This window comes from Streptomyces sp. NPDC007264, from assembly GCF_042869095.1.
Lineage (GTDB): Bacteria > Actinomycetota > Actinomycetes > Streptomycetales > Streptomycetaceae > Streptomyces.
In genome coordinates this window covers 328,196-353,322 of the sequence record NZ_JBIAFD010000004.1, presented here as the reverse complement: position 1 = coordinate 353,322, position 25,127 = coordinate 328,196, and the positions used below count along the sequence as shown (strand labels likewise).

At 73.1% G+C, this 25,127-nt stretch carries 26 protein-coding genes; 15 read left to right on the top strand and 11 right to left on the bottom strand.

The window, feature by feature from the left end:
- Positions 1 to 27: 27 nt before the first annotated feature.
- A complete protein-coding gene (locus ACFYMU_RS08760; RefSeq protein ID WP_388369974.1) occupies positions 28 to 3,588 on the bottom strand; it encodes a BTAD domain-containing putative transcriptional regulator in 3,561 nt (1,186 codons plus the stop codon).
- 158 nt (positions 3,589 to 3,746) lie between these two features.
- Here ACFYMU_RS08760 and ACFYMU_RS08755 point away from each other — a divergent pair, with 158 nt between their 5' ends.
- Positions 3,747 to 4,547, top strand: coding sequence for a site-2 protease family protein (locus ACFYMU_RS08755; RefSeq protein ID WP_388369971.1), 801 nt, complete (start codon positions 3,747 to 3,749; stop codon positions 4,545 to 4,547).
- A 22-nt stretch (positions 4,548 to 4,569) separates the two neighbouring features.
- Here the strand turns inward: ACFYMU_RS08755 and ACFYMU_RS08750 are convergent, their stop codons facing one another.
- Positions 4,570 to 4,809: a hypothetical protein gene (locus tag ACFYMU_RS08750; RefSeq protein ID WP_388369969.1), complete on the bottom strand. Its 240-nt coding sequence runs from the start codon at positions 4,807 to 4,809 to the stop codon at positions 4,570 to 4,572.
- Positions 4,810 to 4,821: 12 nt separating this feature from the next.
- Positions 4,822 to 5,526, bottom strand: a complete 705-nt coding sequence (gene npdG, locus ACFYMU_RS08745; RefSeq protein WP_388369966.1) for an NADPH-dependent F420 reductase — start codon at positions 5,524 to 5,526, stop codon at positions 4,822 to 4,824.
- Positions 5,527 to 5,664: 138 nt separating this feature from the next.
- Between npdG and ACFYMU_RS08740 the strand changes: the two genes are divergently transcribed.
- Both ACFYMU_RS08740 and ACFYMU_RS08735 read left to right on the top strand, forming a co-directional pair.
- Entirely contained in the window at positions 5,665 to 6,267 is a 603-nt protein-coding gene (locus tag ACFYMU_RS08740; protein ID WP_388369964.1) for a hypothetical protein, read from the top strand.
- A gap of 175 nt (positions 6,268 to 6,442) precedes the next feature.
- Positions 6,443 to 7,708 carry an MFS transporter gene (locus tag ACFYMU_RS08735; protein WP_388370330.1) on the top strand — a complete coding sequence of 422 codons (1,266 nt, stop codon included), beginning with the start codon at positions 6,443 to 6,445 and terminating at the stop codon, positions 7,706 to 7,708.
- A 57-nt stretch (positions 7,709 to 7,765) separates the two neighbouring features.
- Here the strand turns inward: ACFYMU_RS08735 and ACFYMU_RS08730 are convergent, their stop codons facing one another.
- The gene (locus ACFYMU_RS08730; RefSeq protein ID WP_388369961.1) at positions 7,766 to 7,996 is read right to left on the bottom strand and encodes a hypothetical protein; all 231 of its coding nucleotides are present in this window, start codon (positions 7,994 to 7,996) and stop codon (positions 7,766 to 7,768) included.
- A gap of 60 nt (positions 7,997 to 8,056) precedes the next feature.
- On the opposite strand from ACFYMU_RS08730, the gene map reads away from it, so the two are divergent.
- The 3 genes from map to ACFYMU_RS08715 all read left to right on the top strand — a co-directional run bounded on the left by map (position 8,057) and on the right by ACFYMU_RS08715 (position 9,922).
- Positions 8,057 to 8,914, top strand: a complete 858-nt coding sequence (map, locus tag ACFYMU_RS08725; RefSeq protein WP_388369958.1) for a type I methionyl aminopeptidase — start codon at positions 8,057 to 8,059, stop codon at positions 8,912 to 8,914.
- A 79-nt stretch (positions 8,915 to 8,993) separates the two neighbouring features.
- Positions 8,994 to 9,539 carry a winged helix-turn-helix domain-containing protein gene (locus ACFYMU_RS08720; protein ID WP_388369956.1) on the top strand — a complete coding sequence of 182 codons (546 nt, stop codon included), beginning with the start codon at positions 8,994 to 8,996 and terminating at the stop codon, positions 9,537 to 9,539.
- The gene (locus ACFYMU_RS08715) at positions 9,464 to 9,922 is read left to right on the top strand and encodes a transposase (RefSeq protein WP_388369953.1); all 459 of its coding nucleotides are present in this window, start codon (positions 9,464 to 9,466) and stop codon (positions 9,920 to 9,922) included. Before ACFYMU_RS08720 ends, ACFYMU_RS08715 begins: the two co-directional genes overlap by 76 nt.
- A 254-nt stretch (positions 9,923 to 10,176) precedes the next feature.
- Here the strand turns inward: ACFYMU_RS08715 and ACFYMU_RS08710 are convergent, their stop codons facing one another.
- Positions 10,177 to 11,115: an alpha/beta fold hydrolase gene (locus ACFYMU_RS08710; protein WP_388369950.1), complete on the bottom strand. Its 939-nt coding sequence runs from the start codon at positions 11,113 to 11,115 to the stop codon at positions 10,177 to 10,179.
- Positions 11,116 to 11,151: 36 nt separating this feature from the next.
- Here ACFYMU_RS08710 and ACFYMU_RS08705 point away from each other — a divergent pair, with 36 nt between their 5' ends.
- Positions 11,152 to 11,634 carry a MarR family winged helix-turn-helix transcriptional regulator gene (locus ACFYMU_RS08705; RefSeq protein WP_388369947.1) on the top strand — a complete coding sequence of 161 codons (483 nt, stop codon included), beginning with the start codon at positions 11,152 to 11,154 and terminating at the stop codon, positions 11,632 to 11,634.
- 273 nt (positions 11,635 to 11,907) lie between these two features.
- On the top strand, positions 11,908 to 12,579 hold the full coding sequence (locus ACFYMU_RS08700; protein ID WP_388369944.1) for a heme oxygenase (biliverdin-producing): 672 nt from the start codon (positions 11,908 to 11,910) through the stop codon (positions 12,577 to 12,579).
- Positions 12,580 to 12,582: 3 nt separating this feature from the next.
- On the opposite strand, the gene ACFYMU_RS08695 is transcribed toward ACFYMU_RS08700, so the two are convergent.
- A complete protein-coding gene (locus ACFYMU_RS08695; protein WP_388369941.1) occupies positions 12,583 to 13,227 on the bottom strand; it encodes a PhzF family phenazine biosynthesis protein in 645 nt (214 codons plus the stop codon).
- 190 nt (positions 13,228 to 13,417) lie between these two features.
- Here ACFYMU_RS08695 and efeO point away from each other — a divergent pair, with 190 nt between their 5' ends.
- From efeO to ACFYMU_RS08675, 4 genes are read left to right on the top strand one after another with little or no spacing between them, the layout of a single operon-like run.
- The gene (gene efeO / locus ACFYMU_RS08690; protein WP_388369938.1) at positions 13,418 to 14,569 is read left to right on the top strand and encodes an iron uptake system protein EfeO; all 1,152 of its coding nucleotides are present in this window, start codon (positions 13,418 to 13,420) and stop codon (positions 14,567 to 14,569) included.
- Positions 14,570 to 14,583: 14 nt separating this feature from the next.
- Complete coding sequence (efeB, locus tag ACFYMU_RS08685) at positions 14,584 to 15,849, top strand: iron uptake transporter deferrochelatase/peroxidase subunit (RefSeq protein WP_388369934.1); 1,266 nt, start codon at positions 14,584 to 14,586, stop codon at positions 15,847 to 15,849.
- 4 nt (positions 15,850 to 15,853) lie between these two features.
- Positions 15,854 to 16,729 carry an iron uptake transporter permease EfeU gene (efeU, locus tag ACFYMU_RS08680; RefSeq protein ID WP_388369931.1) on the top strand — a complete coding sequence of 292 codons (876 nt, stop codon included), beginning with the start codon at positions 15,854 to 15,856 and terminating at the stop codon, positions 16,727 to 16,729.
- Positions 16,686 to 17,687 (top strand): hypothetical protein, encoded by a 1,002-nt coding sequence (locus ACFYMU_RS08675; protein WP_388369928.1) that lies wholly within the window; start codon positions 16,686 to 16,688, stop codon positions 17,685 to 17,687. The genes efeU and ACFYMU_RS08675 overlap by 44 nt, the downstream gene beginning before the upstream one ends.
- Positions 17,688 to 17,714: 27 nt before the next feature.
- On the opposite strand, the gene ACFYMU_RS08670 is transcribed toward ACFYMU_RS08675, so the two are convergent.
- The 5 genes from ACFYMU_RS08670 to ACFYMU_RS08650 all read right to left on the bottom strand — a co-directional run bounded on the left by ACFYMU_RS08670 (position 17,715) and on the right by ACFYMU_RS08650 (position 23,155).
- Positions 17,715 to 18,452 carry a bifunctional DNA primase/polymerase gene (locus ACFYMU_RS08670; protein ID WP_388369925.1) on the bottom strand — a complete coding sequence of 246 codons (738 nt, stop codon included), beginning with the start codon at positions 18,450 to 18,452 and terminating at the stop codon, positions 17,715 to 17,717.
- A 169-nt stretch (positions 18,453 to 18,621) separates the two neighbouring features.
- Complete coding sequence (locus ACFYMU_RS08665; RefSeq protein WP_388369923.1) at positions 18,622 to 19,236, bottom strand: TetR/AcrR family transcriptional regulator; 615 nt, start codon at positions 19,234 to 19,236, stop codon at positions 18,622 to 18,624.
- Positions 19,237 to 19,664: 428 nt separating this feature from the next.
- A complete protein-coding gene (locus tag ACFYMU_RS08660; protein WP_388369920.1) occupies positions 19,665 to 20,657 on the bottom strand; it encodes a small ribosomal subunit Rsm22 family protein in 993 nt (330 codons plus the stop codon).
- Between the two features lie 12 nt (positions 20,658 to 20,669).
- Complete coding sequence (locus tag ACFYMU_RS08655; protein WP_388370327.1) at positions 20,670 to 21,857, bottom strand: serine hydrolase domain-containing protein; 1,188 nt, start codon at positions 21,855 to 21,857, stop codon at positions 20,670 to 20,672.
- Complete coding sequence (locus tag ACFYMU_RS08650) at positions 21,806 to 23,155, bottom strand: multidrug effflux MFS transporter (protein ID WP_388369917.1); 1,350 nt, start codon at positions 23,153 to 23,155, stop codon at positions 21,806 to 21,808. Before ACFYMU_RS08650 ends, ACFYMU_RS08655 begins: the two co-directional genes overlap by 52 nt.
- Before the next feature lie 422 nt (positions 23,156 to 23,577).
- Here ACFYMU_RS08650 and ACFYMU_RS08645 point away from each other — a divergent pair, with 422 nt between their 5' ends.
- The 3 genes from ACFYMU_RS08645 to ACFYMU_RS08635 are packed head-to-tail and all read left to right on the top strand — an operon-like array spanning position 23,578 to position 25,073.
- Entirely contained in the window at positions 23,578 to 24,132 is a 555-nt protein-coding gene (locus ACFYMU_RS08645; protein ID WP_388369914.1) for a DoxX family protein, read from the top strand.
- A 37-nt stretch (positions 24,133 to 24,169) separates the two neighbouring features.
- Positions 24,170 to 24,511 carry a MazG-like family protein gene (locus tag ACFYMU_RS08640; protein WP_388369911.1) on the top strand — a complete coding sequence of 114 codons (342 nt, stop codon included), beginning with the start codon at positions 24,170 to 24,172 and terminating at the stop codon, positions 24,509 to 24,511.
- Between the two features lie 37 nt (positions 24,512 to 24,548).
- Positions 24,549 to 25,073 carry a hypothetical protein gene (locus tag ACFYMU_RS08635; protein WP_388369908.1) on the top strand — a complete coding sequence of 175 codons (525 nt, stop codon included), beginning with the start codon at positions 24,549 to 24,551 and terminating at the stop codon, positions 25,071 to 25,073.
- Positions 25,074 to 25,127 lie beyond the last annotated feature (54 nt).

The following is a 25,127-nucleotide window of genomic DNA, read 5'->3' as shown; positions in this document are numbered from 1 at the left end:
CCCGGGTGCCGGCCGCGCCGGTCCGCGTCAGACGAGGGCGGCGGCCTCCTCCAGGGAGAGCCCGCCGCCCTGCGCGTACGCGGCCCGGAACGCCTCGTCGCCCAGCACGGCCCTGGTGCCCGCCTCCGCCCTCTCGCGCGCCTCGCGTTCCGCCGGGGTCGGGACGTGGCCGAGCGGCAGCAGCCCGTCGGCGGCGCCCAGGCACAGGGCGGCTTCCCGGGCACGGCGCCCGCCCTCCACGCCGGCGAGCACGATCGCGGCGGTGACCAGCTGCATGGAGGGCAGGTGCGGCATGATCATCTGGATCATCTGGTCCCCGGCCCGCCCGAGCGCCTGACGCACCTTGGGCAGGGCCTCGTCGTAGCGCTCCTCGGAGGCGTCCAGCCACGCCTCGAGACCGAGTACGAAGGCATCGAAGATCACGAAGGTGACGGCCTGGAACTCGTCCCGCAGCAGACGCAGTTGCTGGCGCGCCTCGGACACGCGGCCGGTGCGGGAGAGCCACATCGCCAGGAACATACGGGCCGCCGGCAGGGCGTCGTGCCCCACGCCGTGGTCCTCGTCGAGCACTTGGCGCAGCAGTTCCTCGCCCCGCTCGCTCTGCCCCGAGTCCAGCAGGACACCGCCGAGGCGGGCGCCGAGCACGGCCTTCTGGGAGCGGGCGCCGAGCTGCTCGGCGTACTCCCGCGCGGCCTCGTAGTCGGCGGCGGCGAGCACGTAGTCACCACGGCGCTCGTGCGCTTCACCGCGCGCGGACAGGGCCTCGGCCACGCCCCATGCGTCCCCGATCCGGCGGAAGGTCTCCAGCGCCTCGTCCGCGTCCCGGGTGGCGTCGCCCGCCCAGTGGCTGCGGTTGGCCAGGATGTTGGCCCGCAGCTGCAGCGTCTGTGCCAGTTCCCAGGAGTAGCCGAGCTCACGGCAGGTGCGCACCGCCTCGTCGAGGACCGTCTGCATGCGCTCCGGGTCGCCGGTGAACAGGACGGCGAAGAACCACAGCAGGCCGGGCACGCGACAGGTCTGCGGCTGGCCGGGACGGTAGGTCTCGCTGATGATGCGCAGTTTCTCCTTGGCCTGTGGCGTCTCCCACGCCTCCAGATCCATGTCCATGCAGGCGAGATGGATCAGATGGGCGCCGCGGCGGGCCTCGTCGAGCACCTCCGGGCGCATCGGCGGCGGGGCGTCGGTGCACCTCTCGGGCAGGTCCGGCGCGGGCCGCCCGGGCGGCGCGAAGGGATCGGGGCCGAGAGGCATCACGGCTTCGGCCCAGACGCGGGCCTCGCTGCGCAGGTCGCGCATCTGCCAGTACCAGGCCAGCGAGTGCAGCAGGCAGAGCGCCTCCTGCTCGTCGCGGGCGGCGACGGCGCGGCGCAGCGCGGTGCGCAGGTTCTCGTACTCCACCTGCAACCGTTCGATCGCGGCCCGCTGTGCCGACGAGCGCAGCAACGGATCGGTGGTGCGGGCGAGTTCGCGGTAGTACGTGAGGTGGGCGCGTTCGGCGCCGGACCGCTCACCCGAGGCGTCGAGCCGTTCGCCCGCGTACTCGGCGACGGTCTCCAGGAGCCGGTAGCGCATCTCCCCGTCCACCGAAGGGACCGCCACCACCAGGGACTTGTCGACGAGCGAGCCGAGCGCCTCCAGCGCGGCGGGGCCGCACACGGCCTCGGCGGCGGTGAGGTCGCAGCCGCCGGAGAACACCGACAGCCTCCGCAGCACCGTGCGTTCGTCCGCGCCGAGGAGGTCCCAGGACCAGTCGACGACCGCACGCAGGGTCTGCTGCCGCGGCAGCACGGTACGGCTGCCGGAGGTGAGCAGCCGGAAGCGGTCGTCGAGCCGGTCCGCGATCTGCCGGGGCGACAGCATCCGCAGCCGGGCGGCCGCCAGTTCGATGGCGAGCGGCAGCCCGTCGAGCCGGCGGCAGATCTCGGCCGCCGCCTCGGGATCGTCCTCGACGCGGAAGCCCGGCCGGGCCGCGCCGCCGCGGTCGGCGAACAGCCTCAACGCGTACGGCTGCGGCAACGGCTCGACCGGGTGCAGCAGCTCGCCCGGGACGCCGAGGGGCTCGCGGCTGGTGGCGAGGACCGTCAGGCCGGGGCAGCGTTCGAGGAGGTGCTCGACGAGCCGGGCGGCGGCGTCGACGACGTGTTCGCAGTTGTCGAGGACGAGCAGCATGCGGCGCCGCGCACAGTGCTCGGCGAGCCGGGTGAGGGGCTCGTCGTGCCGGTCGGTGACGGCACGCATCTCCTCGGCGCCCGCGCCGCGCATCACCGTCTCGCGCGCCCCGACGGCGGTGAGGACGGCCTCGGGCACGGCCTCCGGGTCGTCGACCGGCGCCAGTTCGGCCATCCAGACCCCGTCCCGGACGGTGTGCGCCACGTGCTCGGCGGCTTCCTGCGACAGCCGTGTCTTGCCCGCGCCGCCGGGCCCGAGCAGGGTCACCAGCCGGGCGTCGGCGAGATCGGCGCGGAGGGTGCCGAGGTCGGTCTCCCGCCCGACGAAGGAGGTGAGGCGGGCCCGCAGATTGCCGGGGGCCGGAACGGGGTGCGCCCCGCGGCCGGGTGAGCCGCCCGAGACGCCGGCGGCGTGCGGGGCCGCGGCGGGGACCCTTGGGTCCACGAGGCCGGGAGCGGGGGTGTGCGCGTCGTACCCGGGAACGCGCGCACCGGAGGCGGCGGTTCCCGATGCCGAACCGGGGACCTCCGGGCCCGAGGGGCCGGGGGCGGGGGCGGGGGCGGGGGCGGGGGCATCGTACGCGGGAACGTGCGCACCGGACCCGGCGGTCCCCGAGGCCGAGCCGGGCACACCCGAACCCGAGGAGCCGGAGGCGGGGGTGTGCGGCCGGGAGCGGGGCGGCGCGGCTTCGGGGGCGCGCAGCAGGTCCTCGTACAGGGCCCGCAGTTCCGGCCCGGGATCGGAGCCGAGACGGTCGGCGAGCAGCTGCCGTACGGCCTCGTAGGCGGCCAGTGCCTCCGCGGGGCGGCCCGCGTCACGCAGGGCCCGCAGGCGCAGCAGCTGGAGGGGCTCGTCCAGGGGGTGGAGGTCGCACAGCGCGGTCAGCTCGGGCAGGTGCTGCTCGCCGTGGCCGAGAGCGAGGGCCGCGGTCAGCCGGGCGCGGCGCGCGTCGAGGCGGCGGCTCTCCCAGCGGGCCGCCTCGGCGGCGCGCTCCGGGAGGTCCGCGAGGGCGGGCCCGTGCCACAGGGCGAGGGCGTCGTCGAGGACGACGGCCGCCTTCGCGGCGTCGCCGTCGGCCAGGGCGCGCAGCCCCTCGCCGGTCAGCCGCTCGAAGCGGTGCAGGTCGACGTCCTCCGGCGCCGCGGCCAGCCGGTAGCCGCCGTGGACCGACTCCACCGCGTCCGCGCCGAGCGTCCGGCGCAGCCGCCCGACCAGCGCCTGCAGGGCACCGGTGGCATCGGCGGGCGGGTCGCCCGACCACACCTCGTCGACGAGGAACACGGCGGGCACGATCCGGTCGGTCCGCAGGGCGAGCACGGTCAGCAGGGCACGCAGCCGGGCCCCGCCGACCGGGACGGGCGTGCCGTCGGTGCGGAATGCCTGGGTGGTGCCGAGGATGCGATAGCGCACGGGGTCCATTGTCTCCGGCGGCGTCGGAACCGGTCACGGGGTTCCGGCGGTGCGGCGCCGTCCTCCTGGCCGCCTCGCCGGAATCCGGTGCCCCGCACGAGACGTTCTCGGGGTACGCCCGGTACGGTCGGGCAGTCCGCAGCATCAGTCGAATCCAGGGGAGCCCCATGACCACCGCCGCCACCCGGCGCAGCGACCGGAGGATCAGCCCCGTGTTCGTCGGGCTGCTGGCCGTCACGGCGGTCACCGGCTGGGCCACCTGGAGCGGGTTCGCCGCACAGCCCGGCGTGGCCGTGTTCCTGTTCGTGACGGCCGCGTGGATCGTGTCGCTGTGCCTGCACGAGTACGCGCACGCGCGCACCGCCCTGCACAGCGGGGACATCTCGGTGGGCGCGAAGGGCTATCTCACGCTGAACCCGCTGAAGTACACCCACGCCCTGCTGAGCATCGTCCTGCCGGTGATCTTCGTGATCATGGGCGGGATCGGTCTGCCGGGCGGCGCGGTCTTCATCGAGCGCGGCCGCATCCGGGGACGCTGGCGGCACAGCCTGATCTCGGCCGCGGGCCCGCTGACGAACGTGCTGTTCGCGGTGGTGTGCACGGCCCCGTTCTGGCTGCACGCGCTGGACGGGGTGCCCCAGGACTTCCGGTACGCGCTGGCGTTCCTGGCGCTGCTCCAGGTCACGGCCGCGTTGCTGAACTTCCTGCCGGTGCCGGGCCTGGACGGCTACGGGGTGATCGAGCCGTGGCTGTCGCACGGGGTGCGCCGCCAGGTGGAGCCGTTCGCGCCGTTCGGTCTGCTCGCGGTGTTCGCGCTCCTGTGGCTGCCGTCGGTGAACGCGGCCTTCTTCGACGCCGTCGACTCGCTCCTGAACACCTTGGGCATCGACGCCGTGCACCGCTACTGCGGGCAGGAGCTCTACCGCTTCTGGGAGGGCACGAACGAGTTCTGCTCGCCGGCGGGTTAGGCGTCCTCCCTCCCCCGGCCGCTCAGCCGGTGGTGGACGTGCGCCGGTTTCGGCCGCGGCGGGCGTAGTACCACGTCATGTTGGACGCAAGGCCCGCGAGCAGCACCCAGACGACCCCCAGCCAGCTGCCCCGGGCGAAGGAGACGACGGCTGCGGCGACGGCGAGGATGAGCAGTGTGAGGGCGTAGAGGGCGAGGCGGGGCATGGCGGTCGGCTCCTGACGGACGGACGGAGTGGTCGTACGGCCTCCAGTGTCCCCCATGCCCCGCGCCCGCTACACGTCGGTGACCCGCAGACCGGCGTGTGCCTTGTACCGCCGGTTGACGGAGATCAGGTTCGCCACGAGGGACTCGACCTGGTGGGCGTTGCGCAGCCGCCCCGAGAAGACGCCGCGCATGCCGGGGATGCGGCCGGCCAGCGCCTGCACGATCTCGACGTCGGCGCGCTCCTCCCCGAGGACCATCACGTCGGTGTCGATCCGGTCGACCTCCGGGTCCTGGAGCAGGACGGCGGACAGGTGGTGGAAGGCGGCGGTGACCCGTGAGTCCGGCAGCAGGGCGGCGGCCTGCTCGGCGGCGCTGCCCTCCTCGGGCTTGAGCGCGTAGGCGCCCTTCTTGTCGAAGCCGAGCGGGTTGACGCAGTCGACGACGAGCTTGCCGGCCAGTTCCTCCCGCAGGGACTCCAGCGTCGCGCCGTGGCCGTCCCACGGCACGGCGACGATCACGATGTCGCTGCGCCGGGCGGTCTCGGCGTTGTCGGCGCCCTCGACACCGTGGCCGGTCTCCTCGGCGGCGGCCCGGGCGCGTTCCGCGGCGCGGGAGCCGATGATCACCTTCTGGCCGGCCCGGGCGAGCCGGTAGGCGAGGCCCTTGCCCTGCGGCCCGGTACCGCCGAGCACGCCGACGACGAGTCCCGAGACGTCGGGGAGGTCCCAGGGGTCCTTGGCGGGGGCCTTGGGTGCACTGTCGGAAGAGGTCATGGCCCGACTCTACGGGCGATGGGCCGGGTGATGCGTGGCGCGGTTCCTGTGGCTCAGGGGGCGGCGCTTCGCTCGTGTGGGGCGAATTCGCCGCGAACTCCGCGTCCTGCGGCGCCGATTGCGGCAGGATGCCCACCCATGGACGCCGTACGGGTCGCACTGCTGCGGGAAGTGCTCGCCGGGACCGAGTGGCTGGGGGCCACGCGGCGGTTCGCGGGAGCGCTGCGGGGGTCCGTGGTGTCGTACGGGGGCGGGCTGCTGCTGGTGGGCACGGCGGAGTACGAGCCGTGGCATCTGGCGGCGCACCTGGTCGACGAGGCGGCGTGGTCGGGGACGCCGGAGCTGTCGCCGACGCTGGTGCGGCACGGGGCGCGGGCCTCGGAGCCGGCGCATCTGGCGGTGGGGCTCGGGCGGCTGTCGGCGGCGCGGCGCGGGGAGACGCTGCTGGTGGTGTCGCCGGGCGCACCGGGGGCCGGGCTGCTGGAGCGGGTCCATGACGCGCGCCGGGCCGGGGCCACGGTGCTGGCGCTGGACGGCGGGGACGACGACCTGACGGCGATGGCGCACGAGGCGCTGGCGGTGCCGCGGGACACGGATCTCGACCTGGACACGGTGCAGCACCTGGTGAGCGCGGCGGCGGGGGAGAACGCGCTGCCCGCGCCGCGGGGACGCGGTCGTCTGCGGGACCGGCTGTCGCGGCTGGCCGACCATCTGACGGCTCCGCCGCCGGTGCGGTGGTAGGCGCCGAAATCCGGTTGCCCGGCTCGCCGGGGCCACATGAGCATGGTCGGTCGTGACCGACGACGGCTCCGCTTCTTCCCTGCCTGCGCCCGTGGAGGCGCCCGTACCGGCGCCCGCGTCCGAGGCGGGGGTCGCACCCGGCGCAAAGGACGCGCCGGCGCCCGGCGGTTCACGGCTGCGGGCGCTGCTTCCCGACCTCGCGCCCTGGCACGCGTCGGAGGACTTCCGGCGGCTGTGGCTGGCCGGGCTGATCACCAACTTCGGCACCTTCCTCACCTTCGTGGCGCTGCCCGTGCAGCTCAAGGAGCTCACCGGGTCGGCGGCGGCCGTGGGCGCGATCGGTGCCGTCGAGCTCGTGCCGCTGATCGTCTTCGGCCTGTACGGCGGCGCACTCGCCGACGCGTACGACAAGCGGAAGCTGATCCTGTCCACCGAGGCGGCGCAGGGCCTGCTGTCCGCGGTGCTCCTGCTCAACGCGCTGCTGCCGCGGCCCGCGGTCTGGCCGCTGTACGTCGTGGCGGCCCTGTCCTCCGCGCTCGGCTCGCTCCAGCGTCCGGCCCTGGACGCCCTCGTCCCGCGCATCGTGGCGCACGACCATCTGCCGGCCGCCGCCTCGCTCGACTCGCTGCGCTGGACGGTCGGCGGGGTCGCGGGCCCGGCGCTGGCGGGCGTGGTCGTCGCCTACGCCGGGCTCGGCGCAGCCTACGCCGCGGACCTCGCGACCTTCGTGGTGTCGGTCGTGCTGGGTCTGGGCCTCGCGGCGTCGCCCGCCTCGCACGAGGCGGCGAAGCCGTCGCTCCGGTCGGTCGCGGAGGGCGCGCGCTACGCGTGGAGTCGCAAGGAACTGCTGGGCACGTACGCCGTCGACATCGCCGCGATGTTCTTCGCGATGCCGCTGGCGGTCCTGCCGTTCCTCGCGGACGAGTTGCACGCCGAGTGGTCGCTGGGGCTGATGTACGCGGCGATTCCGGCCGGGTCGCTGATCGTGTCGCTGACGAGCGGATGGACGTCGCGGATCAGCCGGCACGGCCGGATGGTGGTCCTCGCCGCGGCGGGGTGGGGCCTGGCGATCGCGGCGGCGGGGGTCGTGCGCGACGTCTGGCTGGTGCTGCTCTTCTTGACCCTGGGCGGCTGCTTCGACATGGTCAGCGGGATCTTCCGCTCCGCGATGTGGAACCAGACGATCCCCGACGAGCTGCGCGGCCGGCTGGCCGGCATCGAGCTGCTGTCGTACTCGGTCGGCCCGCAACTGGGCCAGGTCCGCTCGGGCGGCGTGGCGGCGTGGACGAACGTGCGCACCTCGGTCTGGTCGGGGGGACTGCTGTGTGCGGGCGCGGCGGCGCTGCTGGCCCTGTGTCTGCCGTCGCTGATGCGCTACGACGTCCGTACCGACGAGCACGCGCTGCGGCTGCGGGCCCGGCGTGAGGGGGCGGTGGGCTGACGCGGCCCGCCCGGGGGCCGTCCCGCCCACCCGCCGGGGCGGGCGGGCGGGACGGTCTCAGTCGTCGTCCCGCTCCGCCGCGGACGCGTCGTGCCACCGCGGGTCCGTCTCCCACTCCAGGTTCCGCTCGCGTGCCGTCTCCATGGCGTGCTCCGCCTCCCCACGGGACGCGTACGGCCCGAAGCGGTCCTTCGCGGGGCACTCGGGGCCCTCCTCGACCTTCTGGTGGACCAGGCAGTAGTACCACTCCCCGGGCTTCCCGACCGTCCGCTTCCTGAACAGCGCCATCGCAGGAGCTCCTTTCGCCAGGGCCATGGTCCCGCACGCCCGCTGGATACACTCGCTGACATGTCTGGCCAGTCACTGCTCGTACCAGGAGAGCTGTCTCCCACCCGTTCGGTGCCCGGAAACATCCGCCGCCCCGAGTATGTCGGCAAACCGGCGCCGGCCCCGTACACCGGCCCCGAGGTGCAGTCGCCCGAGACCGTCGAGGCGATGAGGGTCGCCGGGCGGATCGCGGCGCAGGCGATGGCCGAGGCCGCGAGGATCATCGCGCCGGGTGTCACCACGGACGAACTGGACCGGGTCGCCCACATGTACATGTGCGACCACGGCGCCTATCCGTCGACGCTGGGCTACCGAGGTTTCCCCAAGTCGCTGTGCACCTCGGTCAACGAGGTGATCTGCCACGGCATCCCGGACACCACGGTGCTGCGCGACGGCGACATCGTCAATCTGGACGTGACCGCGTACATCGGCGGCGTGCACGGCGACACCAACGCCACCTACCTGGTCGGGGACGTGGACGAGGAGTCGCGGCTGCTCGTCGAGCGGACCCGTGAGGCGCTCGGCCGGGCGATCAAGGCCGTCAGGCCCGGCCGCCAGATCAACGTCATCGGGCGGGTCATCGAGTCGTACGCGAAGCGGTTCGGCTACGGCGTCGTGCGGGACTTCACCGGGCACGGGATCAACTCGTCGTTCCACTCCGGGCTGATCATCCCGCACTACGACAGCCCGCACGCGACCACCGTGATGCAGCCGGGGATGACCTTCACCATCGAGCCGATGCTCACGCTGGGGACGCGCGAGTACGACATGTGGGACGACGGCTGGACCGTGGTGACGAAGGACCGCAGGCGCACCGCCCAGTTCGAGCACACCCTGGTCGTCACGGCCACGGGCGCGGAGATCCTGACCCTCCCCTAGCTAGAGAGTTCTCGTTGCGGGTGTTTCGCTAGGGTCGCACTCTGCTGACGTGCGGTGGTAGGCGCGCTATGCCGTATGTGTGAGGTATGCACAGGGTGGTGGGCTTGATGCTGCGGCCAGGGCGCGGCGCGAGCAGGTGAGGATGGCGGCTGTGGAGTTCATCGCGGCCGGTGAGAGCGATGAGCAGGTGGCGGCGCGGTTCCGGGTGACGAAGATGTCGGTCAATCGGTGGCGTCGCGCCTTCGCTCGCGGCGGGACGGCGGCACTGACCTCTGAGGGCGCGGGCGGGAACCGTCCGCTGCTGACCGAGGACCAGCGGCGGGAGCTGGTCGAGTTGATCGAGCAGGGTCCCGCCGCGCACGGGCACCTCGACCAGCGCTGGACCCTCGCTCGGATCAGGGAGCTGATCCGGGTGCGATTCGCGGTCGACTACCGCTCCTCGGGCGGCTTACACGAGATGCTCACCCGGCTCGGGGTGTCCTGGCAGGTCCCGACCAGGCGTGCGGTCGAGCGCAACGAGGAGGCGATCGCCGCCTGGCGCGAGGAGACGTGGCCGGATATAAGAGGACGGCCGCGGAACGCGGCGCGTACGTCTGCTTCGAAGACGAAGCCGGCCAGGGGCTGAAGCCACCGCGCGGACGCACCTGGGGCAAGAAGGGCCACACCCCGGTGGTGAAGGTGTCCAACGCCGGGACCAAGAGGCTCAACCTCGCCGGGGTTCTCGCCTTTCGTCCCGGGTCGGCACCCAGGGTGCACCTGATCCACCGGTGCCGGGTTTATCACGGCTGGAAGAACGAGCCGAAGGGCTTCGACGAGCACGACTACATCCGCCTGCTCGACGCCGCCCGCCAGCAGCTACGCGCGCCGATCGTGCTGGTGCGGGACAACCTCAACACGCACAAGTCCGCGTTGATGCGCAGGTTGATAGCCGCCCGCGAGTGGCTGACGGTCTTCTACCTGCCCACCACCGCCCCGAACTCAACCCGGTCGAGGGCGTGTGGTCGGTGATGAAGTCCGGGCTGGTCAACCTCGTCAAACGCGAGATCGACCAGCTCCGAGACATCGTCAAGCACCGACTACGACGCATGCAGTACCGGCCAGAGCTACTCGCCGGGCTCCTCGCGAAAACCAGACTCGACCCCCGACCGCCATAACGGGCACCGGCGAAACTCGCGCGAACTGGGCGAAGACCTCTTGTGTGACATGATTCGGACGCTCGCCGTGATCGTTTCCCGGCGCTTCGCGGGTCGGCGCGGCCCGCGTCACAACATGTCGTCGAGTTTCCCGTAGAAGGACAGGAGGCCGTCCGCAAGCCTGTCGGGGGCTTCCATCGCCGCGTAGTGCCCGATGCCGTCGAGCGAAAGGGTACTGACGTTCTCGGCGACCTGGCGCAGGGTCGCCGGGGTGAACTCTCCCGATCCGCCGCCGACGGCGAGCACGGGCGTGGTGAGTTTCCGGGATGCCAGTCGCCGGATTTCGTCGCCTTCGCGGAGCATCGACCGGTACAGCCCGGCCGCTCCGTTGAACGCGTCGGGTCGCGTGTAGGAGCGGGTGAGTTCGTCGATGTCGCCGTCGGTGAACGCGTCGGAGGTCGCGCAGAGCGACGGGATCGCGTACTGCGCGAGGAATGCCCGCTCTCGTCCGGCGAGCAGCATTTCGGGGATGCCCGGGGCGGCGAGCGCGCCGATGTGCCAGGCGCCGCCGTGGGCGACGTCCGCGAGCATTTCGAGGCCGAACCCGGGCAGCCCGGTCTCGATGGCCGTGTAGCTTCGCACGAGGTCGGGGTGTGTGGCAGTGACGCGGAATGTGGTGGGGCCGCTGATGTCCTGGCCGGTGAGGTGGACGGGCCCCACGTCGAGTCGCGTGATCAGTTCGCTCAGGTCCCGGGCCGAGGTTGCGCTGTCGTGCGCTGCGGTCGCGGTGGCGGAGTCGCCGAAGCCGCGAAGGTCGGGGACGAATACGCGGTGGTGCTCGCTGAGCAGCGGGATCAGCTTGCGGAAGACCCACCAGGTCTCGGGAAAGCCGTGGACCAGCACCACGGGAGAGCCGGTGGTTCCGGCCGAGATGTAGTGCAGCTCGGTCCCGTTCAGGCCGACGTGGTGGTGTTCGACGCCCGGGATGGTGGCGCCGCCGGTCATGGGGTCCATGGTTCTCCTCGAATCGATCGACAACATGGTTGTCAATCTACAGGTCGACAACATGGTTGTCGACCTGCGGCTTCTCGTATGATTCGTCGCATGGCACGTTCACCGGGCGCCGAACTCGCGCTGCTGCTTCTCGGCGGCTTCCAGTCGATGATGGACGACGTGCACAGCGAACTGGCACAGCGCGGACACCCGGGCGTGCGCGCATCGCATGAGTTCGCCCTGCGCGCCATCGACGAGGGAGCGGACACGGCCTCGGAGCTCGGCCGCCGGCTCTCGGTTTCCAAACAGGGCGCTGCTAAGACGATCGCCGCCCTGGAGAAGCTCGGATACCTCGAGCGGGAGCCCGACGCGAGCGACGCCCGCCTCAAACGGCTGTGGGTCACCGACCACGGACACGCCATGATGACGCTCGGCGCCTCGCTCTTCGACGACGTGCGCGAACGCTGGGCGGGGCAGATCGGACCCGAACAGCTCGAGGCCCTCGAAGTTCACCTGGCCCGGCTCATCGCGCACCGGCCGTCGAGCACCGAAGCCGCCGCGCGGCTCGGTGAGGATCTCGGCGAGGTCGTCTGAGGGCGGCCGGTTGCCGGAACACGAAGAAGCCGGCGGAAGCGATGAAGATCACTTCGGCCGGGCTCACTTACTCAAGAGCTAACTTCAGCACCGAGAACTCTCTAGCCAGGCCCTGCCGTCCGGATCGTCCCGGCGTCGCGCTGTGACCTGTGGGCGGGGTGCGGGGTGCGGCGGTGTGCGGTGTCCACCGGGTGGGTGGTGTGCTGTGGGCTGCGCCGTGTGATCCGGAGTAGGGTTTTACCGACAAGGTGTCGGCAAGACCGTGGAGGCCCGATGCAGACGCCGGACCCGGCCCACGCGGCGTTCTCCACGCTCATCCGCGACGCGTCGCACGAGCAGCACACGGAGGCGGAGACCTCGGCGTTCATGAGCGACCTCCTCGGCGGCGCGCTGGGGGTCGAGGCGTACGCGCGGTACACCGAGCAGCTGTGGTTCGTGTACGAGGCGCTGGAGACCGGTGGCGAGCGGCTGGCCGGGGACCCGGTGGCCGGGCCCTTCCTACGGCCGGAGCTGCTGCGGCTGCCGTCGCTGGAGCGGGACCTCGCGCATCTGCGCGGGCCGGACTGGCGGGCGGGACTCACGGCGCTGCCCGCGACCCGGACGTACGCGGCCCGGGTGCGGGAGTGCGCCGAGCGGTGGCCCGCCGGATACGTCGCCCACCACTACACCCGCTGTCTGGGCGACCTCTCCGGCGGCCAGGTCGTCCGCGACACGGCGGAGCGCACGTGGGGCTTCGCCCGCAAGGGCGACGGCGTGCGGTTCTACGTGTTCGAAGGGATCTCCAACCCGGCGGCGTTCAAGAGGAGTTACCGGGGGCTGCTGGACGCGATCCGGGTGGACGACCCGGAGAAGCTGCGCGTCGTGGACGAGTGCAGACGGGCGTTCCGGCTCAACACGGCGGTCTTCCGGGCCCTGGGCGAGGAGTTCCGGCTGAGCGTCCGGTGACGGTCAGCGTTCCAGGAACACCCGTCCTCCCACCTCCACCCAGCCCTCCGGCTGCGGCGCCGTGAGGATCTGCGAGCCCGCCCCCTGCACGATGTTGAGCGCGCGGCCCAGCCGGGCCGTGAGCAGCAGGGCGGCCGCGCCGGTCGCCTCGTCCTCGTCGATCCCGTCGTCGCGGCCGGGGAAGGCCCGGGCGCGGACACGTCCGGCGGGCTCGTCCTCCCATGCCCAGGCGTAGATCCACTCGCCGGGGGGCGGCACGGGCAGGGCGTCCACCTCGGCGGCCGTCGGGTACTGGCGCAGGGTGCGCGGCGGGGCCCACTCCGGGCGGGCCTCGATCCAGCTGAACTCGCCGTCCAGGCGGGTGCCCACCACCCCGGCCGGGGTGACGAGTTCGGGTACGTCGAGCAGCCAGGCCGTGCCCACGCAGGGGTGGCCGGCGAACGGGAGCCGCAGCGTCGGCGTGTAGATGTCGATGACGCCGCGCTCGGGGTCGTCGACGAAGACGGTCTCGCTGAAGCCGAGCTTCGCGGCGAACGCCTGCCGCTCGTCGCGCCCGGGGATCGTCGAGCCGTCGCGGACGACACCGAGTTCGTTGCCGTATCCGCCGCCGGGTCCGCAGAAGACGCGCAGCACGTCGTAGTCAGTCACGCGGGCATTCAAGCATCCGCGGACGGCCGGCGGGTCCGGCAGCGGTCCCGTGGACCGGCCCGGAGGGGTGGGACCCACATCACGTACCCCGGGGGGTGCAGGTGAGGTAAGGCTCAGGTAACTTAGGCAAGCCTCACCAACTGCGCGGCTCCCCCGCGCGACGTACCGCCGTCCGTCCTCTGGAGCATGTATGCGAGCCGTCCGACTCTCCGTCGTCGTCGCCGCCGCCACCGCGGCCGCCCTGACCGCCGTCACGGGGTGCACGGAGAAGAGCAGCGCCGAGGACGGCGACCACGTGATCAGGGTCACGGCGACGGACGACGCCTGCAAGGTGTCGAAGAAGCAGTTCCCGGCCGGGCACATCGAGCTCGCCATCGAGAACAAGGGCTCCAAGGTCACCGAGGTCTACGTCCTCTTCCCCGACGACCGGGTCGTCACCGAGCGCGAGAACATCGGCCCCGGTACCAAGCAGAAGGTCACCGCCGAGGTGACGGCGGGCAGCTACCGGATCGCCTGCAAGCCCGGCATGAAGGGCAAGGGCATCCGCCAGGACGTCACGGCCACGGGCGCCAGCAAGGCCGCCGCGCGCGACCCCCGCCTGGACTCGGCCGTCGCCGCCTACCGCCGGTACGTGCAGCAGCAGGCCGACGACACGCTGCCCCGCGCGCAGGCGTTCGCGAAGGCCGTCGAGGACGGTGACCTGGCGGCCGCGAAGAAGGCGTACGCGACCTCCCGCATCGGCTGGGAGCGCACCGAGCCCGTCGCCGAGTCCTTCGGCGACATCGACCCGAAGGTCGACGTCCGCGCCGACGGCCTGGAGCAGGGCCAGAAGTGGACCGGCTGGCACCGCCTGGAGAAGGCCCTGTGGGCGGACGGCAGGGCCGGCGCCGAGGAGAAGTCCCTCGCCGACCGGCTCGTGACGGACCTGAAGGACTGGCAGGAGCGGGTGGGCAAGGCGGAGATCACCCCCACCTCCATGGCCAACGGCGCCAAGGAGCTGCTCGACGAGGTCGCCACCGGCAAGGTCACCGGCGAGGAGGAGCGCTACTCGCACACCGACCTGGTCGACTTCAAGGCCAACGTGGAGGGCGCGCAGAAGGCGTACGAACTCCTCAGGCCCGTGGCGCAGAAGAACGACGCGGCCCTGGTCAAGGAGCTCGACCGGCAGTTCGCGGCGCTGAACACGCTGCTGGACACGCACCGCACGAAGGGGACGGACGCGTCGCAGTACGACTTCGTGTCCTACGACAAGGTCGGCGCCGGCGACCGCAAGGAGCTCTCGGACGCGGTCAACGCGCTCGCGGAGCCGCTGTCCAAGCTCGCCGCCGCCGTCGCGAAGTGAGGGAGACCCGGATCATGACGGACACGACCACGTCCTCCACCACTTCCCCGGCGCCGTCGCGGCGTGCGCTGATCGGCTGGGGCGGGGCGGGCCTCGCGCTCGGCGCCGCCGTGGCCGGCGGCGCGGTGGCCACGACCCGCGTCGGCGACGACGCCGAACCGGCCGGTGCCTCGGCGGGACCCGCGGTCGGCTTCCACGGCGCCCACCAGGCGGGCATCGCGACACCCGTGCAGGACCGGCTGCACTTCGCCGCCTTCGACGTGAAGACCGGCGACCGGGCCGAGTTCGTGCGGATGCTCAAGGACTGGACCGAGGCCGCGCGGCGGATGACCGCGGGCAGGTCGGTCGGCGAGGGCGCGTTCGGCGGGCTCGCCGAGGCGCCCCCGGACGACACCGGGGAGGCGCTGGGCCTCAAGCCGTCGCGGCTCACGCTGACGATCGGCTTCGGGCCGTCCCTCTTCCAGAAGTTCGGGCTCGCCGGCTCCAGGCCCGAGGCCCTGGTCGACCTGCCCCCGTTCCCGGGCGACAACCTGGACCGCTCCCGCACCGGCGGCGACCTGTGCGTCCAGGCCTGCGCGGACGACCCGCAGGTCGCCGTGCACGCGATCCGCAACCTGGCCCGCATCGGATTCGGCAAGGTCGCCGTCCGCTGGTCCCAACTCGGCTTCGGCAAGACCTCGTCGACGACCCCGGACGACCGGACCCCGCGCAACCTCATGGGGTTCAAGGACGGCACCCGCAACATCGCGGGCACGGAGACGGCCCGGCTGAAGAAGTTCGTGTGGGTCGGCGACGGCGACGGACCGGCGTGGATGACCGGCGGCTCCTACCTCGTCGCCCGGCGCATCCGCATGAACATCGAGACCTGGGACCGCACCTCGCTGCAGGAGCAGGAGGACGTCTTCGGCCGCAGCAAGGGTGAGGGCGCCCCCGTCGGCAAGGCGAAGGAGCACGACGAGCCGTTCCTGAAGGCGATGAAGCCCGACGCGCACGTCCGTCTCGCGCACCCCGACGCCAACGACGGGATCACCATCCTGCGCCGGGGGTACTCCTTCACCGACGGCACGGACGGGCTCGGCCGCCTCGACGCGGGCCTGTTCTTCCTCGCCTACCAGCGCGACCCGCGCAAGGGTTTCATCCCGCTGCAGCGCAGGCTGTCGGCGTCGGACGCGCTCAACGAGTACATCCAGCACGTGGGTTCGGCCGTCTTCGCGGTCCCGCCCGGCGTCCACGACAAGGACGACTGGTGGGGCCGGACGCTGCTGACCGAGGAGGCGTAGTCAGTTGTTCTCCAACTACCTGATCGGTCTGCGCGAGGGGCTCGAGGCCAGCCTCGTCGTCTGCATCCTGATCGCCTATCTGGTCAAGACGGGCCGACGGGACGCCCTCAGGCCCATCTGGACCGGCATCGGCATCGCGGTGGCCATCGCGCTGGCCTTCGGCTGCGTCCTCGAATTCGGTTCCCAGGAGCTCACGTTCGAGGCGCAGGAGGCGCTCGGCGGCTCCCTGTCGGTCCTCGCGGTCGGCCTGGTGACGTGGATGGTCTTCTGGATGCGGCGCACCGCCCGGCACCTGAAGTCGGAACTGCACGGCAAGCTGGACGCGGCCCTGCGGATGGGCACGGGCGCGCTGGTCGCCACCGCGTTCCTGGCGGTGGGCCGGGAGGGCCTGGAGACCGCGCTGTTCGTGTGGGCCTCGGTGCACGCGGCGAGCGACGGCACCCCGCGCCCGCTGGTCGGCGTCGCCCTGGGCCTGGCCACCGCGGTCCTGCTGGGCTGGCTCTTCTACCGCGGCGCCCTGCGCATCAACCTCGCCAAGTTCTTCACCTGGACCGGTGGCATGCTGGTCGTCGTGGCGGCGGGTGTGCTCGCCTACGGCTTCCACGACCTCCAGGAGGCGGACTGGATCCCGGGCCTGACGAGCCTGGCCTTCGACATCAGCGGCACCGTCCCGCCGGACAGCTGGTACGGCACCCTGCTGAAGGGTGTCTTCAACTTCCAGCCCGATCCCACGGTCCTCCAGGTCACGGTGTGGGCTCTGTACCTGGTCCCGACCCTCGTGATCTTCCTCGCCCCGGTAGGGTTCGCCTCCGGAAAGGGGAAGGTGAAGGTCACTGATGAGCAGGGATCGCGGGGATCACAGCCCTCGAACGCTTCGTAGTCCGGGCCGGTTCACCCGGTCCGCGGTCGCGGCGACCGTGGTGTCCTTGACGGCGAGCGGCTGCGTCGTGGTGCACGGCGAGCGGAAGGTCGTGCCGACGGCGACGCACGCCGAGGCCGCCCGGGCGCTCAAGGACTTCCTCCGCGCGTACAACAAGGCGGACAAGGACTACGACCGCTCCCAGGACGCGGACCGGGTCTCCGGTGCCCTCGCCGACATCGACGGCGGCAAGATCGAGGCGGGCCACCGCAACAGCCCGGGCGGCAACCGCAACCACTCCCCGCTGAAGCTGACCGACGCGACGTTCACGATCCCGGAGAAGGCGGGCTGGCCGCGCTGGTTCGTCGCGGACGCCCACGCCAACAAGGGCGGCCGCGACGCCCGTTGGCTGCTGGTGTTCGCCCGCTCCGGCCCGGACGCGGTGTGGGCGGTGTCGTATCTGACCATCCTCGCGCCCGGCGACGTACCGGCGTTCAAGAAGGACGAGGACGGCTGGGCCGAGCCCGTGCCCGCGGACGACGCGGCGCTCGCGGTGCAGCCGCGCCGGCTCGGTGCCGCGTACGCCGCCTATCTGAAGGACGGCGGGGACGCGTTCGCGCCGGGCACGCACACCTCGCAGTGGCGGGCCGCACGGCTGAAGAACGCGACCAAGCCGGGCCTGGCCCGGCAGTACATCGACGAGCCGCTGACCAACGGCGCCTACGCGCCGGTGGGACTGCGCACGGCGGACGGCGGCGCGCTGGTGTTCTTCGTCACACGCCGCTACGAGAAGCAGACGGCGGCGCAGGGCGTGAACATCAACGTCACGGACCCGAACATCAAGGCGCTGATGACCGGCGAGGTCAAGCAGTCCCTGACACTGGAGTTCGTCTCCAACCAGGCGGTGCTGGACCCGGCGAAGGGCCCGGTGAAGTTCCTCAGCCGGGTGGAGGGGCTGACGGGGGCCGAGGGAGAGTAGGGCGCGCGGGGGGGGCGGCGCGGGGCCTCAGGGCCTGTGGGGCCAGGCGGCGAGCTGGTCCTCGGCCTCGTCGCCCGCGTAGCGCGCGCAGACGTCCGTCAGCACCTCCAGCAGGCTCAGCGGGTCCGGCAGGGCGTGCTCCGGTCCCCGTACCCAGGCGACCGTCAGGTCGCCGGGCAACTGCGCGGGCGGCACGAGCACATAGGAGCCCCGGCAGTGCCAACGCAGCCCCGGGTGCTCGTCCATCGTCTCGGGGTGGCAGTCCAGTTCGCACGGCCACCACTCGTCCTCGTCCTCGGGCGTGCCGCGGGTCAGCGTGAAGAACAGCATGCGCCCGTCGCCGGTCGTGGCCACCGGCCCCACCTCGACACCGGTGGCGAGCAGGCGCTCCAGGGCCTCGTCGCCGGCCTGGTGCGGAACGTCGAGCACGTCGTGCACCATCCCGGTGGCCGTGATGAAGTTCGCCTCGGGCTGATGGCGGGCCCAGCGCTCGATCTGCGCCCGGTCCGTGGTGGACTGCGTCTGCCAGGCGAAGGAGACGGGGTGGCGGGCGGGGGTGGGACAGCCGACGCGGTCGCACGAGCAGCGGTAGCCGACCGGGTGCGCGGCGGGCGCGAGCGGCAGCCCCACGGCGGCGGCGGCCAGCAGCATCGCCTCACGGCCGCCGTCACCGGCGTCCTCCTGGAGACGGGCGGGACGGCGTCCGCGCAGCCACTGGGAGATCCTGCCCTGCCCGCTCGTGCGGCGGCCGAACCCTGCGCTCATCTATCCCCTCGCCTCACAGCAGTTGTGCGGACAGCATGCCTCATGCTCCCACCATCCTGCGGCACGGGTGGCCGGAGTCCGCATCCGGGGTAGGTGGGGCGATGCCAACCGCGGGTTGGTATCAGGGGACATGAAGGGATTTCCTGCGAAGTGTCCCTCCAGTCGGGCTTCAGCGGGGCGCCAGGCCGTGGAGCGCGTAGTCGACGAGGGTGTCCGTGTACGCGTGGGTGATCGGGCCGGTGCGCTGCAGCCAGCGCTGGGCCAGCGGGGAGACGAACAGCTCCAGGGCGATGCGCGGGTCGACCTCGGGCCGCACGGCACCCGCCTCCTGGGCGGAGCGCAACCGCCGGACGTACAGCTGGAGCTGGGGTTCGAGCAGCCTGGCGACGAACTCGGCGCCGAGCCGCGGGTTGACCAGGCCCTCCGCGGCGAGGGCGCGGGAGGGGGCCTCGAAGCGGGGGTCGTTGAGCTCGTCGACGGTGGCGCGCAGCACGAGCTTGAGGTCGGCGGCCAGGTCTCCGGTGTCGGGGAGGGCGTCCGGCGGGTGCCCGGCCTCCCGTGCGGCCCGCTCGCCGAGGTCCAGGAACGCCTCCAGCAGCACGTCGGCCTTGGACGGCCACCACCGGTAGATGGTCTGCTTGCCCACGCCGGCCCGCGCGGCGATCCCCTCGACGGTGGTCCTCGGATATCCGACCTCCGCGACGAGCCCGAGCGCGGCGTCGTAAATGGCCCGACGCGACGTCTCGCTGCGACGGGACGCGTCCGGGGCGGGTTTCTCGGCCATGCGGCGAACCTACCAGGGGCGCAAGACGGCACGTCTCGCCGGGCGACGCCCGCGCCGGGACCCGCCGCCCGGTCCGCCGGGGGCCGGACCCAGGGCGCCGAGGCGGAGCCTCGACGACCGACGACGACGCCACGGACGTGCGTGCCGGACCCCGCGACGCCGGGGTGTCCGGACGGCGGTTCTAGGGCGTGTTGCGAAAGTCCCGTCTGCCCCGCGGCGTCTGGCACGGCTCCCCCACGCTCGGCTGCGCTCGCGCGGGAGGGGCCCCCACCGCCGCGTTGTCGGGATCGCCCGCGTACGCCCAGTACGCGGGCGACCCTCCGCCTTGCGATGCTCCCCCGCAGCCCGAAGGGCGCGGGAGGTGCCCCCAGCACCAGACGCCGCGGGCCCCGCCCTTCGGGCGGACGACGCCACTTTCGCAACACGCCCTAGTCCGCGGGGCCCGGCGGCCAGGCGTCGCCCCAGGCCGTGTCGCGGGCCGCGCGATAGTGGGTGCCGTGGCGTTTCGTCACCGTCTCGCGGTGCAGGGAGCGGTCCGGGCCGCACAGGTCGAGCAGGACCTGGCCCTTGCGGATCTGCGGCCTGCGGACGACCCGGGAGGGGGCCGGCGACGCCGGGAGACGGGTCGCGGCGACATAGCTGTACTTCTCGTCCTCGTAGGCCAGGGTGCCGCCCTTGACCTGTCGGTGCAGCGAGGAACGGCTGACCCGGGCCGAGAAGTGGCACCAGTCCTCGCCGGGGACGATGGGGCAGGCCGCGCTGTGCGGGCAGGGGGCGGCGACGCGGAAGCCGGCGCGGACGAGGCGGTCGCGGGCCTCGATGACGCGGGCGTAGCCGTCCGGCGTGCCGGGCTCGACGACCACGACGGCCCGGGCGGCCGCGGCCGCGGTCTCGACGACGGAGGCGCGGTCCGCCTCGGTGAGCTCACCGAGGACGTAGGAGATCGTGACGAGATCGGTGCTCTCGACGGTGAGCGCCGATCCGATACGGGAGCGCCGCCACTCGGCGTCCCGCAGCGCCGGGTTCGCGGCGGCGATCTCCCGGCCCAGGGCGAGGGCGGGCTCGGCCCAGTCGAGCACGGTGACCGGGCGCCGCCCCTCCCAGGTCGCGCTCACGGCCCAGGTCGCCGCCCCGGTCCCGCCGCCGATGTCCACATGGCCGGCCGGCGCCCACCCGGGGACGGCGGCGGCGAACGCCTCCAGCGCCGCGCACACCGCGCCGAAGGTCGCGGGCATCCGGTACGCGGCGTAGGCGACCACGTCCGCACGGTCCCGCAGCACGGGCGCACCGGTCGGGGTCCGTCCCCGGTAGCTGGCGATCAGCCGGTCCACGGCCTGGCCGGCCTGCCTGGGCGCAAGCCCGTCGAGCAGTCCGGAGAGGGCGGCGCGGAGGGTGTCGGCTGGGGAGACGGGCGCGTTCACCGGGGAATTCTCTCAGGTTCCCCGCACCGCCCGCACCGCCCGTGCCAGCCGGTCCCCCGCCGCCGCCCGCGGCCGGCTGTCCGGTGCCCGGCGGCGCGGATGGACCGTGTTCGCCAGCAGGACGAGGAAGGTGTCCGTCGCCGGGTCCAGGACCAGCGACGTGCCCGTGAAGCCGGTGTGGCCGGCCGCGCCCCGGCCCGCCAGCTCCCCCATGAACCAGGGCTGGTCGACGGCGAAGCCCAGACCGGGCGGGGTGAGCATCAGTTCCACGAAGTCCGGGCCCAGGATGCGCGCGGGACCGTACGAGCCGCCGGCCAGCAGCGTGCGGCAGAAGACGGCCAGGTCGCGCGCGGTCGAGAAGAGGCCCGCGTGCCCGGCCACCCCGCCCAGCGCCCACGCGTTCTCGTCGTGGACCACGCCCCGCAGCATCCCCCGGTCCGCCTTCGCCCACGGACGCCGCTGGTCCTCCGTGGCCGCCGCGCCCGGGCTGGGGCCGAAACGGGTCGCCGTCATCCCGAGCGGCCGGGTGATCCCGTCCCGGACGAGCACGTCGAGGGTGCGCCCGGTGAGGCGTTCCAGGACGTGCTGCAGGAGCAGCGGGTTCAGGTCCGAGTAGCAGTACGCGCCCGGCTCGCCCACCGGCGCCTGCGCCCGCAGCGCCGCCAGCCGTGCCGCCTGCGAAGGGCGGTCGTACAGCGGCAGTTCGGGCGGCAGCCCCGAGGTGTGGGTCAGCAGCTGGCGCACGGTGATGCCGTGCTCCGCCGCCCCGTGGAAGTCCGGCAGGTACGCCCCCACGCGCGCGTCGACGCCCAGCGTGCCGCGCTCCAGCTGCTGCACCGCGGCGACCGCCGTGAACAGCTTGGTGAGCGACGCGAGGTCGAAGGGGGTGTCCAGGGTCATCGGCACCCGCGCCGCGGGCGGCAGCTCCACGCCCCGGTCCGACTCCGCGTCGTACGCGGTGTAGCGGACCGCCCAGCCGGCCGCCTCCTGGACGGCGATCACCGGGCCGCGGCCGGCGATCACCACGGCGCCCGCCGCCCAGGGGCGTTCCCCGCCGAGGGCGTCGCGGACGCCACGTACGAGAAGACGCAGTTCTTCCGGATCGAGCCCGGCCTTCCCCGGGGTGTCGACGCGCAGTCTCGGTGCGCTCAGCTCTCCTCCCCCACGCTCTCGGCGGAGCTCGGGCCGGGGGTGCCCCAGCCCTCCGCGCCCGCACGTCCTGCCCAGGGACGGCACAGTGCCACGAAGCAGGTGACGGCCACCAGCGCCGCCGCCAGTTGGACGACGGCCATCGGAGCGGCCGTCCCCTCGCCGGCGATCCCGACGAGGGGCGAGGCGACCGCGGCGATGAGGAAGGAGGACGTGCCCAGCAGCGCGGACGCGGAGCCGGCGTGCTGCCGGGTGCGCATCAGCGCCATCGTCTGGGTGTTCGGCAGCGTGATCCCCATGGCCGACATCAGCACGAAGAGGGCGGCGGCGACCGGCGCGAGGCCCACGTCGCCGAGGACGCCCGTGGACATCAGCAGCAGCGCCGTCGCGGCGAGGGTGACGGCCGCGAGGCCGACGGCCAGCACCCGGTCGAGGCTGACCCGGCCGACCAGCACCTTGCCGTTGATCTGGCCGACGATCATCAGCCCCACGGAGTTCAGGCCGAACAGCAGGCTGAAGGTCTGCGGGGAGGCGCCGTAGATCTTCTGGATGACGAAGGGGGACGCGGACACGTATGCGAACAGCGCCGCGAAGGCGAAGCCGCCGACGAGCGTGTAGCCGGTGAAGACGCGGTCGCCCAGCAGGGTCCGCAGGGACCGCAGGGCCGTGCCCGCTCCCCCGCCGTGCTGTCCGTCCGGGGCGCGGGTCTCGGGCAGCTTCGCCCACACGAGCGCGGTGAGCCCGACCCCGACGGCCGTCAGGACGACGAAGACGCCGCGCCAGTCCGTGACGCGCAGGACCTGACCGCCGATCAGCGGGGCGACGATCGGCGCGATCCCGGAGATCAGCATGAGCGTCGAGAAGAACCGGGCCATCGTCACCCCGTCGTACAGGTCCCTGACGACGGCGCGCGCGATCACGATGCCGGCCGCGCCCGCGAGCCCCTGCACCAGCCGGAACGCGACGAGGGCGGCGACGGTGGGCGCGAGCGCGCACAGCACGGTGGCGACCACGTAGACGACGAGGCCGGCGAGCAGCGGGCGCCTGCGCCCCCACCGGTCGCTCATCGGGCCGACCAGCAGCTGCCCGAGCGCCATGCCCGCCAGACAGCCGGTGAGGGTGAGCTGCACCGTCGCGGCGGACGCGTGCAGGGACGTGGTGACCTCCGGCAGGGACGGGAGGTACATGTCCATGGCCAGCGGGGGTGTGGCGGTGAGCCCGCCGAGGATGAACGTGACGAGGAGACCGGTGCGGCGGAGGGCGGGGCCGCCCGGTGCGGGGGACGCGGCGGCGGGTATGTGGCCCTGTGGCCCTTCCTGGTCGTGCGTGGTACGGCCACGCTCGGGCATCTGCCCCTCCTCTTCGTACGGCGCGCCGCCCATGTTCTCAGTTCCTGCGGGGTGACCGGGGCGGTGTACCGAGGAGCGGTCGAACCGTCGACCGTTCAACCTACACAACCGGAATGTTCAACTCCGCACCATTCCGGCAAAGAAAGGGCTTACGCTCAACACTCCTCCACTGCGGCTTCACAGTTGGGGCACGGAGGTTCCGCCGACCATACCAGGGGGGCGGCAGCCGTTCGGCGGTCCGGGAGGGGGTGTGACCCGCGGGTGACCGCGGGGTACACGCCGGACCGCGGAACGGCTGCACCTACGACCGTCCGGGGCGCTCGCCACCCGAACGGCGTCGCGGGCGGGCCGGGCGGGTGTGGACGGTGGGACGGTGGGAACGCGAAGACCGTTTCCGCCGACCGGCTGCCCCGGGAGTGACCGTGACCTGTACCGAGCGACGTGACGTGGGGCTGCTGCTGCTCAGGCTGGGCACCGGCGGGGTGCTGGCCGCGCACGGGGCGCAGAAGCTGTTCGGCTGGTTCGGCGGGGGCGGGATCGAGGGAACCGGGCAGTTCATGGAGTCCGTGGGCTACCGGCCGGGCAGGGCCAGCGCGAGGGCGGCGGGGCTCGCGGAGGCGGGCGGCGGCACGCTGCTGGCGCTGGGCCTCGCGACACCGGCGGCGGGCGCCGCGGCGGCCGGCGCGATGGCGGGGGCCACGGTGGTGCACATGCCGAACGGGTTCTTCGCCCAGAGCGGCGGCTACGAGTACGCGGCGTCGCTCGGTCTCACGGCGGCGGGCCTGGCGGTCACCGGCCCCGGCCGGCTCTCCCTGGACGCGGCGCTCGGCCACGCGGTGAACCGCGGCTGGATGGTCCCGGCCGCGTTCGCGGTGACGGCGGCGGTCACGGCGATGGTGGTGGGGGCGCGGACCAGGCGGGTGCGCAGGAGGGCAGAGGGCGAGGAGGGCGAGCAGGAGGCACTGTTCGAGGAGTAGGCCGCGGCGGCGGGCCGCCGCGTGGCAGGCTGCCGGCATGACCGAACTCGACGGATCCACGGACCTGTGGGAATCGATCGCCCGGCTGCACGCGTGGCTCGACGCGCACCGGACGCACGACGGCGCGGAGGGCCTGCTGCTGCGCGTGCTGAAGCTGTCGGAGGAGGTCGGTGAGGTCGCGCAGGCGGTGATCGGCGCGACGGGCCAGAACCCCCGCAAGGGCACGACGCACCGCTGGGAGGACGTCCAGTCGGAGCTGTGCGACGTGGTCATCACCGCTCTGGTCGTGCTGCGCACCCTGACCCCGGACGCGCGCGAGGTCTTCACCGCGCATCTGGAGAGGGTCACCCGGCGCTCACTCGGTTCCCCGGCCTCCTGAACCCGGGGGACAGGCGGTCCGTACGACAGGGGAGGGCATGGCCGACAACGCGTTCTGGATCGCCTCGTTGACCGCGGGCACGGCGGTCCTGGCGAGCTGGGTGAGCAGCCGCGGGACGGCGCGGGCGGCACGGATCCAAGCCGACACGACGACGCGGGCGCAGCGGGTGGAACGGCTGCGGGAGACCCGTCGTGCGGCGTACGCACAGCTCATGGAGCGGGCGCAGCGGATGGGCGACCTGTACTGGAAGGTGTCGGACCTGTGCGCGAGCGGCGACCTCGGCCCGCGGCTGCCGGAACTCGCGCGGTTGCGGAACCTCCTGCGGGACGAGTACAGCGGGCTGCGCCACTGCACATGGGTCGTGTCGCTGGAGGGCCCGTCCGAGGTCGCCGACGCGGCGGACACGCTGCGGCGCAGCACCTCCCCGGCCTACCGGGCCGTCGAGGACATGCTCGAAGGCGACCGAGAGGCCGCCGAACGCTTCGACGCGGCGTACGCGCCCTTCTGGCAGGCGCTGCGGGACTTCGTGGAGCGGGCGCGCGAGGCGCTGCGCGAGATGTGACGCACGCGCCCGCGGCTGCGGCGGCTGCGGCTGCGGCTGCGGCTGCCCGGGACG

Excerpts from the sequence above, each read along its gene's own strand:
- ACFYMU_RS08760 (WP_388369974.1), bottom strand. The coding sequence starts at position 3,588 with ATGGACCCCGTGCGCTATCGCATCCTCGGCACCACCCAGGCATTCCGC.
- ACFYMU_RS08755 (WP_388369971.1), top strand. The coding sequence starts at position 3,747 with ATGACCACCGCCGCCACCCGGCGCAGCGACCGGAGGATCAGCCCCGTG.
- ACFYMU_RS08750 (WP_388369969.1), bottom strand. The coding sequence starts at position 4,809 with ATGGGGGACACTGGAGGCCGTACGACCACTCCGTCCGTCCGTCAGGAG.
- npdG (WP_388369966.1), bottom strand. The coding sequence starts at position 5,526 with ATGACCTCTTCCGACAGTGCACCCAAGGCCCCCGCCAAGGACCCCTGG.
- ACFYMU_RS08740 (WP_388369964.1), top strand. The coding sequence starts at position 5,665 with ATGGACGCCGTACGGGTCGCACTGCTGCGGGAAGTGCTCGCCGGGACC.
- ACFYMU_RS08730 (WP_388369961.1), bottom strand. The coding sequence starts at position 7,996 with ATGGCGCTGTTCAGGAAGCGGACGGTCGGGAAGCCCGGGGAGTGGTAC.
- map (WP_388369958.1), top strand. The coding sequence starts at position 8,057 with ATGTCTGGCCAGTCACTGCTCGTACCAGGAGAGCTGTCTCCCACCCGT.
- ACFYMU_RS08710 (WP_388369950.1), bottom strand. The coding sequence starts at position 11,115 with ATGTTGTCGACCTGTAGATTGACAACCATGTTGTCGATCGATTCGAGG.
- ACFYMU_RS08705 (WP_388369947.1), top strand. The coding sequence starts at position 11,152 with ATGGCACGTTCACCGGGCGCCGAACTCGCGCTGCTGCTTCTCGGCGGC.
- ACFYMU_RS08700 (WP_388369944.1), top strand. The coding sequence starts at position 11,908 with ATGCAGACGCCGGACCCGGCCCACGCGGCGTTCTCCACGCTCATCCGC.
- efeO (WP_388369938.1), top strand. The coding sequence starts at position 13,418 with ATGCGAGCCGTCCGACTCTCCGTCGTCGTCGCCGCCGCCACCGCGGCC.
- efeB (WP_388369934.1), top strand. The coding sequence starts at position 14,584 with ATGACGGACACGACCACGTCCTCCACCACTTCCCCGGCGCCGTCGCGG.
- ACFYMU_RS08675 (WP_388369928.1), top strand. The coding sequence starts at position 16,686 with ATGAGCAGGGATCGCGGGGATCACAGCCCTCGAACGCTTCGTAGTCCG.
- ACFYMU_RS08670 (WP_388369925.1), bottom strand. The coding sequence starts at position 18,452 with ATGAGCGCAGGGTTCGGCCGCCGCACGAGCGGGCAGGGCAGGATCTCC.
- ACFYMU_RS08665 (WP_388369923.1), bottom strand. The coding sequence starts at position 19,236 with ATGGCCGAGAAACCCGCCCCGGACGCGTCCCGTCGCAGCGAGACGTCG.
- ACFYMU_RS08650 (WP_388369917.1), bottom strand. The coding sequence starts at position 23,155 with ATGCCCGAGCGTGGCCGTACCACGCACGACCAGGAAGGGCCACAGGGC.
- ACFYMU_RS08640 (WP_388369911.1), top strand. The coding sequence starts at position 24,170 with ATGACCGAACTCGACGGATCCACGGACCTGTGGGAATCGATCGCCCGG.
- ACFYMU_RS08635 (WP_388369908.1), top strand. The coding sequence starts at position 24,549 with ATGGCCGACAACGCGTTCTGGATCGCCTCGTTGACCGCGGGCACGGCG.